At 73.3% G+C, this 13,721-nt stretch carries 15 protein-coding genes; 9 read left to right on the top strand and 6 right to left on the bottom strand.

Going from position 1 to position 13,721, the window contains the following annotated elements:
* The first annotated feature begins 30 nt into the window (after positions 1–30).
* Positions 31–822, top strand: coding sequence for an ABC transporter permease (locus tag ACGF4F_RS09835; protein WP_393076828.1), 792 nt, complete (start codon positions 31–33; stop codon positions 820–822).
* A complete protein-coding gene (locus ACGF4F_RS09830; RefSeq protein ID WP_393076336.1) occupies positions 819–1,796 on the top strand; it encodes an ATP-binding cassette domain-containing protein in 978 nt (325 codons plus the stop codon). Before ACGF4F_RS09835 ends, ACGF4F_RS09830 begins: the two co-directional genes overlap by 4 nt.
* Before the next feature lie 471 nt (positions 1,797–2,267).
* Here ACGF4F_RS09830 and ACGF4F_RS09825 read toward each other — a convergent pair whose 3' ends face one another.
* Entirely contained in the window at positions 2,268–2,828 is a 561-nt protein-coding gene (locus ACGF4F_RS09825; RefSeq protein ID WP_357435053.1) for an XRE family transcriptional regulator, read from the bottom strand.
* A gap of 66 nt (positions 2,829–2,894) precedes the next feature.
* Here ACGF4F_RS09825 and ACGF4F_RS09820 point away from each other — a divergent pair, with 66 nt between their 5' ends.
* A complete protein-coding gene (locus tag ACGF4F_RS09820; RefSeq protein WP_357435054.1) occupies positions 2,895–3,704 on the top strand; it encodes an AzlC family ABC transporter permease in 810 nt (269 codons plus the stop codon).
* Positions 3,698–4,006, top strand: a complete 309-nt coding sequence (locus ACGF4F_RS09815) for an AzlD domain-containing protein (RefSeq protein ID WP_357435056.1) — start codon at positions 3,698–3,700, stop codon at positions 4,004–4,006. Before ACGF4F_RS09820 ends, ACGF4F_RS09815 begins: the two co-directional genes overlap by 7 nt.
* Before the next feature lie 51 nt (positions 4,007–4,057).
* Here the strand turns inward: ACGF4F_RS09815 and ACGF4F_RS09810 are convergent, their stop codons facing one another.
* The 3 genes from ACGF4F_RS09810 to nadA all read right to left on the bottom strand — a co-directional run bounded on the left by ACGF4F_RS09810 (position 4,058) and on the right by nadA (position 7,486).
* The gene (locus ACGF4F_RS09810) at positions 4,058–4,705 is read right to left on the bottom strand and encodes a DUF3043 domain-containing protein (protein WP_393076332.1); all 648 of its coding nucleotides are present in this window, start codon (positions 4,703–4,705) and stop codon (positions 4,058–4,060) included.
* Positions 4,706–4,741: 36 nt separating this feature from the next.
* On the bottom strand, positions 4,742–6,097 hold the full coding sequence (murA, locus tag ACGF4F_RS09805; protein ID WP_357435058.1) for a UDP-N-acetylglucosamine 1-carboxyvinyltransferase: 1,356 nt from the start codon (positions 6,095–6,097) through the stop codon (positions 4,742–4,744).
* 213 nt (positions 6,098–6,310) lie between these two features.
* The gene (gene nadA / locus ACGF4F_RS09800; protein ID WP_357435060.1) at positions 6,311–7,486 is read right to left on the bottom strand and encodes a quinolinate synthase NadA; all 1,176 of its coding nucleotides are present in this window, start codon (positions 7,484–7,486) and stop codon (positions 6,311–6,313) included.
* A gap of 68 nt (positions 7,487–7,554) precedes the next feature.
* Here nadA and ACGF4F_RS09795 point away from each other — a divergent pair, with 68 nt between their 5' ends.
* The 3 genes from ACGF4F_RS09795 to ACGF4F_RS09785 all read left to right on the top strand — a co-directional run bounded on the left by ACGF4F_RS09795 (position 7,555) and on the right by ACGF4F_RS09785 (position 10,425).
* A complete protein-coding gene (locus ACGF4F_RS09795) occupies positions 7,555–8,691 on the top strand; it encodes a glycerate kinase (RefSeq protein ID WP_393076329.1) in 1,137 nt (378 codons plus the stop codon).
* Between the two features lie 164 nt (positions 8,692–8,855).
* On the top strand, positions 8,856–9,224 hold the full coding sequence (erpA, locus tag ACGF4F_RS09790; RefSeq protein ID WP_073833647.1) for an iron-sulfur cluster insertion protein ErpA: 369 nt from the start codon (positions 8,856–8,858) through the stop codon (positions 9,222–9,224).
* A gap of 223 nt (positions 9,225–9,447) precedes the next feature.
* A complete protein-coding gene (locus tag ACGF4F_RS09785; RefSeq protein WP_357435063.1) occupies positions 9,448–10,425 on the top strand; it encodes a carbohydrate kinase family protein in 978 nt (325 codons plus the stop codon).
* A gap of 64 nt (positions 10,426–10,489) precedes the next feature.
* Here the strand turns inward: ACGF4F_RS09785 and ACGF4F_RS09780 are convergent, their stop codons facing one another.
* Positions 10,490–10,717, bottom strand: a complete 228-nt coding sequence (locus ACGF4F_RS09780; protein ID WP_357435065.1) for a sulfurtransferase TusA family protein — start codon at positions 10,715–10,717, stop codon at positions 10,490–10,492.
* Positions 10,718–10,790: 73 nt separating this feature from the next.
* On the bottom strand, positions 10,791–11,942 hold the full coding sequence (locus ACGF4F_RS09775; RefSeq protein ID WP_357435067.1) for an aminotransferase class V-fold PLP-dependent enzyme: 1,152 nt from the start codon (positions 11,940–11,942) through the stop codon (positions 10,791–10,793).
* A 241-nt stretch (positions 11,943–12,183) separates the two neighbouring features.
* On the opposite strand from ACGF4F_RS09775, the gene coxB reads away from it, so the two are divergent.
* Together coxB and ACGF4F_RS09765 are read left to right on the top strand one after the other, a co-directional pair.
* Positions 12,184–13,155 (top strand): cytochrome c oxidase subunit II, encoded by a 972-nt coding sequence (coxB, locus tag ACGF4F_RS09770; protein WP_393076324.1) that lies wholly within the window; start codon positions 12,184–12,186, stop codon positions 13,153–13,155.
* Between the two features lie 10 nt (positions 13,156–13,165).
* The gene (locus ACGF4F_RS09765) at positions 13,166–13,591 is read left to right on the top strand and encodes a cytochrome c oxidase subunit 4 (RefSeq protein ID WP_393076321.1); all 426 of its coding nucleotides are present in this window, start codon (positions 13,166–13,168) and stop codon (positions 13,589–13,591) included.
* Positions 13,592–13,721: the final 130 nt, after the last annotated feature.

The following is a 13,721-nucleotide window of genomic DNA, read 5'->3' as shown; positions in this document are numbered from 1 at the left end:
CCGGGCGGTGCGGACCGGCGACCGCCCGGGCTGGCCGCGTACCGGGCGCTGCTCGGCGCGCAGGCCCGGTCGCAGGCCGCGTACCGGGCGTCGTTCGTGGTGGACCTGGTCGGCAACGTCGGGGCCACGGTGTTCGACGTGGTCACCGTGCTGGTGCTGTTCGGGGTCACCCGCGAGCTCGGCGGCTTCACGCTCCGCGAGACGCTGGTGATCGTCGGCCTGTCGTCGTTCGCGTTCGCCACCGCGGACCTGCTGGTCGGCAACATCGAGCGGCTGCCCCGGTACGTCCGCACCGGCCTCTTCGACGCCGTGCTGGTCCGCCCACTGGCCGCGCTGCCCCAGTTGCTGCTGATGGACCTGCCGCTGCGCAAGGTGTCCCGGGCGGTCTTCGGGCTGGCCGTGCTGGTGGTGGCGCTCGCCTCGGCCGGCATCCAGTGGACGCCGGGGCGGGTGGCGCTGGCGGTGGTCGCCCCGCTCGCCGCGGTGGTCTTCTTCGGTTCGGTCTTCGTCACCACGGCCACCGTGTCGTTCTACTGGATCGACTCCGGCGAGCTGGCCAACTCGGTCACCTATGGCGGGCGTGACTTCACCTCGTACCCGGTCACCGTCTACGGCAGCTGGTTCCGGGCGCTCTTCGCGTACGGGATGGGGTTCGCCTTCGTCAGCTACCACCCGGCGCTGGCGCTGCTCGGCCGGGCCGACCCGCTCGGCCTGCCCGGCTGGGTCGGCTGGGTGGCGCCGGGCGTCGCGGTGGTCGCCGCGGCGATCGCCACCCTGGCCTGGCGGGTCGGGATCCGTCACTACCGGAGTACGGGATCTTGAGCGTCATCGAGATGCGCGGGCTGCGCAAGGAGTTCACGGTCCGGGTCAAGGCGGGCCGGCTGCGCCGGGAGAAGCGGACGGTCACCGCGGTCGACGGGGTCGACCTGCGGGTCGAGCGCGGCGAGATGCTCGGCTACATCGGCCCGAACGGCGCCGGGAAGTCGACCACGCTGAAGATGCTCACCGGCGTGTTGATGCCGTCGGCGGGACAGGCCCGGGTGTGCGGGCTGCGCCCGGTGGCCGAGCGTACCCGGCTGGCGCTGCGCATCGGCGTGGTCTTCGGCCAGCGCTCGCAGCTCTGGTGGGACCTGCCGCTGCGCGATTCGTTCGAGCTGCTCCGGCACGTCTACCGGGTGCCCGCGGGCGAGCATGCGGCCCGGCTGGCCCGGTGCCGGAGCCTGCTCGACCTCGACGAGTTCCTGGACACCCCGGTCCGGCAGCTCTCCCTCGGCCAGCGGATGCGTGGCGAGCTGACCGCCGCGCTGCTGCACGGCCCGGAGGTGCTCTTCCTCGACGAGCCGACCATCGGGCTGGACGTGGTGAGCAAGCAGGCGGTCCGCGGTTTCCTGGCCGAGCTGGGCCGGGCGGGCGACACCACGCTGGTGCTCACCACCCACGATCTGGCCGACATCGAGCGGCTCTGCCGGCGCCTGGTGGTGATCGACCACGGCCGGGTGGTGCACGACGGCTCGATCGCCGCCCTACACAGCCGGTACGGCTCCCGCCGGATGGTCGTCGCCGAGCTGGATACCGCGCTGCCCGAGCCGCCGGCACTGCCCGGTGCCCCGTTGCAGCGGGTGGAGGCGGACGGGCACCGGCTGGTCTTCGTGCTGGAGTCGGCGACCGTCGCCGAGGTGGTGGCCGGGCTGGCCGACCTGGCCGCGTTGCGGGACATCGCGATCGTCGAGCCGGACATCGAGGAGGTCGTCGCCCGGCTCTACCGCGCTCCGGCCGAGGTCGGTGAGCATGGGTGACCGAGCCGCAAGGGCCTGCCGGCGCGCCGGCAGGTGCGCGCCTGGTGTGATTCGACAACTGCGGGTGACAGGCGCCGTCGGAGGCCTGATGTCACGCGGCGTGACGGCGATAGCGGCGGCCCCCGCGCGAGGCTGCTGCCGCCTCAGCTGGATGACCAGCGGAAAGCCGTGAAGCAGGGGCCTCAGCAGACCCCTCCGTCGCCCGCCTTTGCTCTGCAGCCATATACGCATCCGAGAACCGTGCGTGACCGCTGCGTGCGTGGCTGCAGAGCAAAGGCGGGGTGGGTGGAGGTTGCGGGGCCGGCCTGCTGTCACTCGACGTGATCGCGGTCGGTGCGCGACCGGCGCCGCACGTCAGCCGGCGCCCCAGGCGCCGCACGTCAGCCGGCGCCCCCGGAGCCGCTCGTCGGGCGCCCCGGCCCGGTGGCCGGCGTCGGTGGGCCGGGTCGTGCCGGCCGGGCCGTCGCCGGCTCACGGGTGCTCCATCACCAGCACCGCGAAAGTGCCCGGGACCAGGGCCTCGTACCGGTGCGGCGTGTCACCGGGGAACGTGGCGTAGTCGCCCGGACCCAACTCGACCAGGTCGGACTCGGGGCCGAGGCGCATCCGCCCGGCGGCGACCACGACATGCTCGACGCTGCGCGGGGTGTGCGACTCGGCCACCCGCACCGCACCCGGCTCCAGCTCCATCACGTAGACGTCGCGGCGGGCGTGCGGCGCTCCGGCGGCGAGCAGTGTGGCGCTGAAGTCGGCGTGCTCGGAGCGGATCCGCGGGCCCTCGCCGGCGCGGACCACCCGGACGGCGGCCGTGGGTGGCTCGACCAGCCGGCTGAACGGCACGCCCAGCGCCACCCCCAGCGCCCACAGCGTCTCGACGCTCGGGTTGCCGACCCCGGACTCCAACTGGGACAGGGTGGACTTGGCGATGCCGGCCCGGCGGGCGAGCTCGGTCAGCGAGATCCCGGCCCGGTCGCGCTCGCGGCGCAGCGCGGCCGCGATGGTGGCCAGCGGGGGAGCGGGGTCGACGGCCATTGTTCGCTCCAGAGGTCGGTTTGTTCGGTTTGACGAACGCGTGCTGTCGTGTTCAGGATAATGGACATGCGTACGGCATATCGAACGGCCGATCGGGCGGTGCTCCGCGACGTCGCCGCCATCGGCGCGGCCATGCTCGCCGTGGGCGCCTCGTTCGGCGCCGTGGCGGTGGCCGCCGGCCTCCCGGTCTGGGCGACCCTCGCCATGTCCGTGTTCCTCTACGCCGGCGGCGCGCAGTTCATGGCGGTGGGTCTGGTCGCCGCCGGCAGTCCGGTCGCCGCGGTTCTCGCCGGTCTCCTGCTCAACGCCCGGCACCTGCCGTTCGGCCTGGCTCTCGGCGGCGCCCTCGGGCGACGGCGCTGGCAGCGGCTGCTCGGCAGCCACCTGATGACCGACGAGGCGACCGCCTTCGCCCTGGCCCGACCGGCCGGTCCCGGGCGCCGTCGAGCGTTCTGGCTCGCTGGGGCGCTGCTCTTCCTGGCCTGGAACGCCGGCACCGTGCTCGGCGTGCTCGCTGGCGGCGCGGTGGGCGACCCGGCTGCCCTGGGGCTCGACGCCGCCTTCCCGGCCGGGCTGGCCGCCCTGCTGCTGCCGAGCCTGCGCGACCGGGACACCCGCCGGGTCGCGCTGGCCGGCGCCGGGCTGGCGGTGCTGGCCACCCCGGTGCTGCCGGCCGGGGTGCCGGTGCTGCTCGCGCTCGCTGCCCTGATCGTGCCCGCACTCCGTGGCCGGGGCGCGCGCAGCGCCGACCAGGTGCCCGGCGGGACGGCCGTGGCCGGCCCGGAGCAGCACGGCTCGCCCGGCCCGGACGGGGCCGCACCGGACCCCGCCCACCATGCCGGGCCGGTGGTCCGGGCCGGGGAGGCGTCGTGCTGATCGCCGTGATCCTCGCCCTGGCCGTCGGCACGTACGGCTTCCGGGTCGCCGGGGTGCTGCTCCGCGACCGGCTGGAGTTGCCCGAGTGGGCCCGGCACCTGTTGCCGGTGGCTGCCGCCGCCCTGCTGGCCGCCCTCGCCGCGACCGCGGCACTGACCGAGGCCGGCCGCTTCGCCGGCTACGCCCGGCCTGCGGGGGTGCTGGTCGGGCTGCTGCTCGCCTGGCGACGGGCGCCCTTCGTGCTGGTCGTGGTCGCGGCGGCCGGCACCACCGCGCTGCTGCGCCTGCTCGGGGTGGCATGACGCGGCCCCTCCCCGCGGGGCGGGAAGGGGCCGCGTCCGGGCCGGAACAGCTCAGATCTTGTCGCCGACGTTCACCTGCGGCGCCGGGGCGCGCATCTTGCGGAACGTGATCGACCGCATGATCGCGTAGAAGTAGAGCGAGCCGAGCTTCTCGGTGCTCTTCGGGTAGCGCTCGCGGACCAGCTTCTTGATCTTGCGGGAGATCAGGATCGAGTCGATCACCACGCCGAGTGCCAGCGCACCCCACAGCAGGTTGGAGATCAGCCGCACGATCGGCGGCATGGCCTGGTTGGAGCCGAGCAGCACGATCAGCGCGCCGCCGAAGAACCAGGTGCCGACGGTACGCCGGGAGTCCACCACGTTGCGGGCCAGCAGCCGCTCCGGGCCCCGGTCGCGCGGGCCGCCCTCGCGGCGGAACTCGGCCGCCGCCTCGGCGCGGGCCGCCCGGCGCTGCTCCCGCGCCTCCTCCTTGGTCAGCGGCTTGCTCGGCGCGCCCGGCCGGCGGCCGGCGGTGGGCCGCTTGGGCGTCACCACGCCCAGTTCCTTCTTGCTCGGGGTGTGGCCCCGGGACGGGGCAGCGGCGGACGCCTCGTCGGTCGTCACCGTGGTGACGGATTCCTCGACGAGGTCGGCGGGCTTACGACGAAACAGCGACGGCACGTCGTGAAGGGTAGCCAAACAGCCGCGCCCGGTGCACATCGCGGGTGCACCGGGCGCGGAAAGCGCGGTGTGATGTTACGGACGCTCTGCGTGTGCGCCGAGGTTGGCCAGCTTGGCTTCGAAGTCCTCGTAGCCCCGGTTGATCAGGTCGACGCCGTACACCCGGGAGGTGCCCTCGGCGGCCAGCGCCGCGATCAGGTGACTGAAACCGGCCCGCAGGTCCGGGATGACCAGATCGGCCGCGTGCAGCTTGCTCGGGCCGGCGATCACCGCGGAGTGCTTGAAGTTGCGGCGGCCGAAGCGGCACGGGGTGCCGCCCAGGCAGTCCCGGTAGACCTGGATGTTGGCGCCCATCGAGTTGAGTGCCGTGGTGTAGCCGAGCCGCTGCTCGTACACCGTCTCGTGGACGATCGACAGCCCCCGGGCCTGGGTCAGCGCGACCACGAGCGGCTGCTGCCAGTCGGTCATGAAGCCGGGGTGCACGTCGGTCTCGAGGGCGACCGACTTCAGCTCGCCACCCGGGTGCCAGAACCGGATGCCGCCCTCCTGGCCCGGCCGGTCGGCCCGCGGCGGTCGGAGGTCGGTCACCTCGTACTCGCCGCCGACCGAGCGGAAGATGTTCAGGAAGGTCATCATGTCGGCCTGCTGGGCGCCCAGCACCTCGACGTGGCCGCGGGTGGCCAGCGCGGCCGCCGCCCAGCTCGCCGCCTCGATCCGGTCGGGGATCGGCCGGTGGTTGTAGCCGTGCAGCTTCGGTACGCCCTGGATCTCGATCACCCGGTCGGTGTGCACCTTGATGATCGCGCCCATCTTCTGCAGCACGCAGATCAAGTCGATGATCTCCGGCTCGACGGCGGCGTTGCGCAGCTCGGTGACGCCCTCGGCCATCACCGCGGTGAGCAGCACCTGCTCCGTGGCGCCGACGCTCGGGTACGGCAGGGCGAACTTCGTGCCGTGCAGCCCGTTCGGGGCGGACAGGTGCAGCCCCTCCGGCCGCTTGTCGACGGTCGCGCCGAACTCGCGCAGGGCCTGCAGGTGGAAGTCGATCGGGCGCGGCCCGATGTGGCAGCCGCCCAGGTCCGGGATGAAGGCGTGGCCGAGCCGGTGCAGCAGCGGGCCGCAGAACAGGATCGGGATCCGGCTGGAGCCGGCGTGCACGTTGATCTGGTCGGTGCTGGCGCTCTCGACGTTGGACGGGTCGAAGATGAGCTCGCCGTCCTCCTCGCCGTCACTGACCTTGACCCCGTGCAGGCCGAGCAGCCCGCGGACCACCTCGACGTCCCGGATCCGCGGCACGTCGAACAGCCGGCTGGGGGTGTCACCCAGGAGGGCGGCGACCATCGCCTTGGACACGAGATTCTTCGCGCCGCGCACGCGGATCCGCCCTTCGAGCGGAGTGCCTCCGTGTACGACCAGGACGTCGTCGGTCAACGCAACCTCCAGCGCGTTGGTACTTCCGTGCAGATGATCGGGCTCACGATGTGCATCGCTACCCACAATGGGGCCGCAGGAAAACGACCCGCGTCTTTCGTCGCCCCGGCAGCATAGCCCTCCGTGACGAGAATGGAATCGGTCACATCACCAGCGAGGGCACGAACCGGGGTGTCCGGTGCGTTTCCGTACCAGTGATGTGACCGAGGGTGATCAAGCGCCGGGGAGCGCGAGCATCTGGTCGAGCGCCGCCCGGGCGTGTCGCGCGGTGTCCGGGTCGACGGTGATCTGGTTGACGACCCGGCCGGCCACCAGCTCCTCCAGGGCCCACACCAGGTGCGGCAGATCGATCCGGTTCATCGTCGAGCAGTAGCAGACCGCCCGGTCCAGGAACATGATCTGCTTGTCCGGGTGGGCCAGCGCCAGCCGGCGGACCAGATTCAGCTCGGTGCCGACCGCCCACGCCGAGCCGGCCGGAGCCGCCTCGATGGTCTTGATGATGTACTCGGTCGAGCCCACGTGGTCGGCGGCGGTCACCACCTCGTGCCGGCACTCCGGGTGGACCAGCACGTTGACCCCCGGCACCCGCTCCCGGACGTCGTTGACGCTGTCCAGCGTGAACCGGCCGTGCACCGAGCAGTGCCCGCGCCACAGGATCATCTTCGCGTCGCGGAGCTGCTCCGGGGTCAGCCCACCGTTCGGCTTGTGCGGGTCGTAGAGGACGCAGTCGTCCAGCGAGTAGCCCATCTCCAGCACGGCGGTGTTGCGGCCGAGGTGCTGGTCGGGCAGGAAGAGCACCTTCGACCCCTGCTGGTACGCCCAGTCCAGCGCCCGCTTCGCGTTCGACGAGGTGCAGACCACGCCGCCGTGCCGGCCGACGAAGCCCTTGATGTCCGCCGAGGAGTTCATGTAGGTCACCGGGACGGTGTCCTTCGCCACCCCCAGCTCGGTCAGCACGTCCCAGGCGGTCTCGACCTGTGACAGCACCGCCATGTCGGCCATCGAGCAGCCGGCGGCGAGGTCGGGCAGGATCACCTGCTGGCTGTCCGAGGTGAGGATGTCCGCGCTCTCCGCCATGAAGTGCACGCCGCAGAAGACGATGTACTCCGCGTCGGGGCGGGCCGCCGCCTCCCGGGCCAGCTTGAACGAGTCGCCGGTCACGTCGGCGAACTGGATCACCTCGTCGCGCTGATAGTGGTGGCCCAGCACGAAGACCTTCGTGCCCAGCGCGGCCTTGGCGGCCGCCGCCCGGGCCACCAGGTCCGGGTCGCTCGGCGCGGGGAGGTCACCCGGACACTCCACGCCGCGTTCGGTGGCGGGGTCGCTGCCGCGGCCGAGGAGCAGCAGCGCGGTGGCGGTGTTGGAGGGCTCAACCCAGGTCGAAGTCACGTCCCCCATGGTCCCACAGCGCGCCCGGCGTACGACCACCGTCGGTGTGGCCTGCCACACTGCTCGGCATGCGCGTGCTGCTCTGTCCGGACAAGTTCGCCGGCACGCTGCCGGCTCAGGAGGTGGCCGCCGCGGTGGCCGAGGGCTGGCGGACCGTGGCCCCCGGGGACGAGCTGCTGCTCCGGCCGCTCGCCGACGGCGGGCCCGGGTTCGTCGCCGTCCTCGCCGAGGCGCTCGGCGGGCGGCGGCTGCCGGTCCCGACCGTCGACCCGCTCGGCCGCCCCGCCGCCGGTGAGATCCTGCTCACCGACGACGGCACCGCCTACCTGGAGAGTGCCCAGGCATGCGGGCTGCACCTGCTGTCGGCCGCCGAGCGGGACCCGAAGGCCACCACCTCGTACGGGCTGGGGCTGCTGGTGGCCGCAGCGGTCGAGGCGGGGGCGCGGACCCTGGTGATCGGGCTGGGTGGCTCCGCCACCAACGACGGGGGCGCCGGGATGCTCATCCCGCTCGGCGTCACCGCGCTGGACGAGGCGGGCCGGGCGCTGCCGTACGGCGGAGCGGCGCTGGCCGCGGTGGCCGCGCTGGACGGCGCGCCCCGGGTCCGCGGCGCCACCCTGATCGCCGCCACCGACGTCGACAACCCGCTGCTCGGGCTGCACGGCGCCAGCAACGTCTACGGCCCGCAGAAGGGCGCCACGCGGGAGGATGTCCTGCTGCTCGACGGCGCTCTGGAGCGCTGGACCGAGGTGCTGGAACGCGAGCTGCCCGACTGCCCGCCCGGGTTCGCCGCACGGCCCGGCGCCGGGGCGGCCGGCGGGCTCGGCGCGGCGGTGCTCGCCCTCGGCGGCCGGTGCGAGTCCGGCATCGGGCTGGTCAGCCGGGCCATCGGGCTGGACGCGGCGCTGGACGCCGCCGACCTGGTGATCACGGGGGAGGGCTCCTTCGACCACCAGTCGCTGCGCGGCAAGGTGGTCGCCGGGGTGGCCGGGGCGGCCCGGGACCGCGGGGTGCCCTGCGTGGTGCTGGCCGGCCGGGTGAGCACCGGGCGGCGGGAGGCCGCCGCGGCGGGCGTGACCGAGGCGTACAGCCTGGTGGAGCACTTCGGCGGCGACGAGCGCGGCGGAGCGGCGGCGGCGCTGGACCGGCCCGCCGAGGGGCTGCGTACGCTCGGCGCCCGCCTGGCCCGGCAGTGGAGCCGCTGACCGCTGCCTGGCCTGCGGCGCGGCTCACCCGCCGCGGATCACGCCACCGGGGGTGGCGCGCGGCGGGGCGGCGTACGATCGGATCTGGACCACACCGGGAATGCCTGGGCGACGGGAGATGTTGGCCAGTGCGTCCGGACCCACACGCGCAGGGAGATTTCCACGTGACCACGCCAGCGCAGACCGAGTCGACCGAGGCCAAGGCCCCCAGCACCGTCGTCCTCACCGACGTCGCGGCGCAGAAGGTCAAGGCCCTGATCGAGCAGGAAGGCCGCGACGACCTGCGGCTCCGGGTCGCGGTGCAGCCGGGCGGCTGCTCCGGCCTGCGGTACCAGCTCTTCTTCGACGAGCGGTCGCTCGACGGTGACATCGTCACCGACTTCGACGGTGTCGAGGTCGTCGTCGACCGGATGAGCGCCCCCTACCTGGCCGGCGCGACCATCGACTTCGCCGACCGGATCGACGCCCAGGGCTTCACCATCGACAACCCCAACGCCGGCAACTCCTGCGCCTGCGGCGACTCGTTCAGCTGAGTCGACGCCGGCCGGCCCGGACGGGCCGCGACGGCTGACATACGGACACGGCGGGACCGCCCCTCACCGGGTGGTCCCGCCGTGCTGTCTCCGCCTCCGGCAGGTGTCCACGCGGTGACCTTCGTACGTGCGGAGTATGGCCGGTTGTCGACCGACCCCGGTCCGCCCGGGCTGAGTGACCGGTAGGCTGACCCGCGCCGTGCTCCCGACCGCGAGGGTTGACATGAAGATCGCCGTGACCGGCTCGATCGCGACCGACCACCTGATGAGCTTCCCCGGCCGGTTCGCCGACCAGCTCATCGCCGACCAGTTGGACAAGGTGTCGCTGTCCTTCCTCGTCGACGAGCTGGTGCTCCGGCGCGGAGGCACCGCCGCCAACATCGCCTTCGGCATGGCCCAGCTCGGCCTGCGTCCGGTGCTGCTCGGCGCGGTCGGCGCGGACTTCGCCGACTACCGCTCCTGGCTCGAACGGCACGGCGTGGACTGCGACTCGGTGCACGTCAGCGAGGTGGCGCACACCGCCCGGTTCGTCTGCACCACCGACACCGACATGTGCCAGATCGCCTCGTTCTACGCCGGCGCGATGAGCGAGGCCCGCAACATCGAGCTGGCCCCGGTGGCCGACCGCCTCGGCGGCCTGGACCTGGTGCTGGTCAGCGCCAACGACCCGGCCGCGATGATCCGCCACTCGACCGAGTGCCGCGAGCGGGGGTACGCCTTCGTGGCCGACCCGTCGCAGCAGCTCGCCCGGATGGACGGCGGCGACGTGCTCGGCCTGGTCGACGGCGCCGACTACCTGATGACCAACGAGTACGAGAAGTCGCTGCTGCAGAGCAAGGCCGGGCTGACCGACGCGCAGCTGCTGGACCGGGTGCGGGTGCGGGTCACCACGCTGGGCAAGCAGGGCGTGGAGATCGCCGGCCGGGACATCGGCACCATCCACGTGCCGATTGCCCGGGAGATGCAGGCGGTCGACCCGACCGGCGTCGGCGACGGCTTCCGGGCCGGCTTCTTCGCCGCCCTCGACTGGGGCGTCAACCTGGAGCGGGCCGCCCAGGTGGGCTGCCTGCTCGCCACCCTCGTGCTGGAGAACTTCGGCGGCCAGGAGTACGAGGTCCGCCGGGACCTGTTCGTCAAGCGGCTCGCCGAGTCCTACGGGGACGCGGCCGCCGAGGACGTCCGGCCGTACCTGCTGCCGTGACCTCCGGCCCACCGGCCCGGGCGCGTGACGCAAACCTCTTGACCACCGGGGTGGGCCGGCCGGGTCAGTGGGTGCGGCGGACGTCGTAGGCGGGGGGATCGGGGTGGGCGGCCAGGAACTCCTGGTCGCGCATCCGGCACCAGGCGGGGATGTCGACGGCGGCGGCCGGGTCGTCGGCGAGCACCCGGACCACCGCGCCGACCGGCAGCTCGGGCAGCCGGCGGGCCAGGTTGATCACGGGCAGCGGGCAGCGCTGCCCCCGGCAGTCGAGCACCTCGTCCGGTTCGCTCACACCGCCACGCTCCGCTTCGCGGCGGCGCGAGGCGCCACGCTACTGAACCTGATGGTTCGCTCGCTCCGCTCGCTCACAGGCCGGTGACCCCCGCCTCGGCGCGCAGGTCGGCGACGATCCCGGGCAGCTCGGCGAGGAAGCGGTCCACGTCCGCCGCCGTGGTGTCCCGGTGCAGCGACACCCGGACGTTGCCGTGCGACAGCACCCCCATCGCCTCCAGCACGTGCGACGGCCGCAGCGTCGACGAGGTGCACGAGGAGCCGGAGGAGACCGCGAAGCCCCGCCGGTCCAGCGCGTGCAGCAGCGCCTCGCCGTCCACGTAGAGACAGGAGAACGTGACCAGGTGGGGGAGCCGGTCCACCGGGTCGCCGACCACCTCCACGTCCGGCACCTCGGCCGCCACCCGGGCCCGGATCCGGTCCACCAGCGGCGCCAGCCGGGCCGTCTCGGCCGCCGCCTCCGCCGCCGCCGCGCGCAGGCTCGCCGCCGCCGCCACCACCGCGGGCAGGTTCAACACCCCCGGGGTACGCCCCGACTCCCGCTCGTCGGCCGGGAACGGCGACTCCCACCGGGTGCCCTTGCGGACCACCAGCAGCCCGACGCCGGGTGGCCCGCCCCACTTGTGCGCGCTGGCGCTCAGCACCGACCAGCCGGCCGGCAGCGGCGCCCGACCGACCAGTTGCGCCGCGTCGACGTACAAGGGCACCCCGGCCTGGGCGCACGCCTCGGCCGCCGCCGGCACCGGCTGCACGGTGCCCACCTCGTGGCTGGCCGCGATCAGCGCCGCGAGGGCCACCCCCGGCGCGGCCACCGCCGCCGTCCAGGCGTCCAGGTCCAGCCGGCCGAGCCGGTCCACCGCCACGGGCACCGCGTCGCCGCCGGCCGCCACGTGGCGCTCCGCGGCGTGCAGCACCGCCGAGTGTTCGATCGCGGAGTGCACCAGGGTCGCCCCGACCCGGCGCCGCCCGGCCAGCCCGCCCAGCACGGCCGCGTGCGCGGCGCTCGTACCGCTGGGGGTGAAGGAGAGCTCGTCGGCGCGAACGCCGAGGGTCTGCGCGGCGGCCTCGCGGGCGGCGTCGAGGAGCTGGCGGGCCCGGCGGGCCTGGGTGTAGAGCCGGCCGGGGTCGGCCCAGCCGTCGTCCAGCGCGGCCAGCAACGCCTGCCGCGCGACCGGGTGCAGCGGGGCCGCGGTGGCCGCGTCCAGGTAGACCGGGGACGGGTTCACGCCACCGCCTCGCTCCGCTCCGCGGCGGCGCGCGGCGCCGCGCCACTGAGCCTGATGGTTCGCTCGCTCACGACTGCCGACGCTATCGCGTCGCCCGCCCGCGGCACCCCCGATGGGGGCGGACAGTGACCCCAACACGGTCAGGCCCCTCATGGTCGAGTAATCTGCGACCGTCGGTGACGCCTTTGCCGTCGGTACGGAGAGAAACCCCCACCGCGGCGCGCTAGGGAGGCAGGACCAGGTGGTCGCAAGGAGTTCGGAGGTACGGTCGTCGGCCGTACGGCACAGCGCTTCCCCGGGAGCCGGTGGGCACCGGCGGCGTGGTGCTGGTCGGCTCGCCGGGCTCGGTCTCGGCGGAGCTGCGCTGCTGATGCTGCTCACCGGCTGCGACGTCGGCAAGACGTTTGCCGGCTTCGGCTGGCCGCAGGGCGGCATCACGCCGGAGTCGCACCGGATGTACGACCTGTGGATTGCGTCCTGCATCGCGGCCCTGGCGGTCGGCATCTTCGTCTGGGGCCTGATCTTCTGGTGCGTGATCCGCTACCGGAAGCGGGGCAACACGCTGCCGGTGCAGACCCGCTACAACATGCCGATGGAGTTCCTCTACACGATCGCGCCGATCCTGATCGTCTCGGTGCTCTTCTACTACACGGCGATCGTGCAGACCGGCGTGGACAAGACGACGAAGAACCCGGACGTCACGGTCGAGGTCGTCGCCTTCAAGTGGAACTGGCAGTTCAACTACCGCGACGGCCAGGGCCGCGACGCCAACACGGTCGCCTCGGTCCTCGGCACCAGCGAGGTCATCCCGATCCTGGTGCTGCCGACCGGCAAGTCGATCCGGTTCGAGGAGCAGAGCCGCGACGTCGTGCACTCGTTCTGGGTGCCGGAGCTGCTGTTCAAGCGGGACGTCTTCCCGGGCAGCATCCGGAACGTCTTCGAGGTCACCAGCCTCGACCAGGAGGGCGCGTACGTGGGCCGCTGCGCCGAGCTGTGCGGCACCTACCACGCCTTCATGAACTTCGAGCTGCGGGTCGTCTCGCCAGCGAAGTACGAGCAGTTCCTGGCGGCCAAGAAGGCCGGCAAGTCGACCCAGGAGGCGCTCACGGCCATCGGCGAGAAGCCGACCGCCGAGACGACCAAGCCGTTCGACACCCGGCGCGACAAGAACAACTTCAACCCGAGCGGCGCCAACGCCGGCGCGGGCAGCTGAGGAGGCCGGCATGAAGACCGAGTGGAAGATCTTCCTGACCGTCGCGACGTTCCTCCTCGGCGTCAGCATCCTCTACGCCGCCTGGACGTACGGCGAGGGCGGCCGGGTCGAGTGGGTCGGCACGGTGGCGCTGGTGCTGTCCTTCCTGCTCTGCTCGATGTGCGGTGGCTTCTTCTGGTTCGTCTCCCGCCGGATCGACCTGCGCCCCGAGGACCGGCCGGACGCCGAGGTGGCCGACGGCGCGGGCGAGGTCGGCTTCTTCAGCCCCGGCAGCTACTGGCCGTTCGGCCTGGCCCTGGCCGCGTCGATCGCCGGCCTGGGGCTGGTCTACTGGCAGATGTGGCTGCTCGGCGTGGGTCTGGTCGCGGTGATCTTCGCCGCCTGCGGCCTGCTCTTCGAGTACTACTCCGGCACCCGCCGGACCGCCGAGCACTGAGTTAGCGGCTCGTCCCGAGGCCCGCGTCCCAACGGGACGCGGGCCTCGACGCATGGGTCCAGGTGTGCGGGCGGGTCCCGCCCCGGGCGCCGAGCCCGGGTCTCGCTGCTTGATCGACTCCGCTTCGGCG

Origin of the sequence: Micromonospora sp. NPDC047740 (assembly GCF_043204735.1) — a bacterium.
In the GTDB taxonomy this organism is placed as follows: domain Bacteria; phylum Actinomycetota; class Actinomycetes; order Mycobacteriales; family Micromonosporaceae; genus Micromonospora.
Note: the sequence above shows the minus strand (reverse complement) of the source record. Positions and strands in the feature narration are given on the sequence as shown.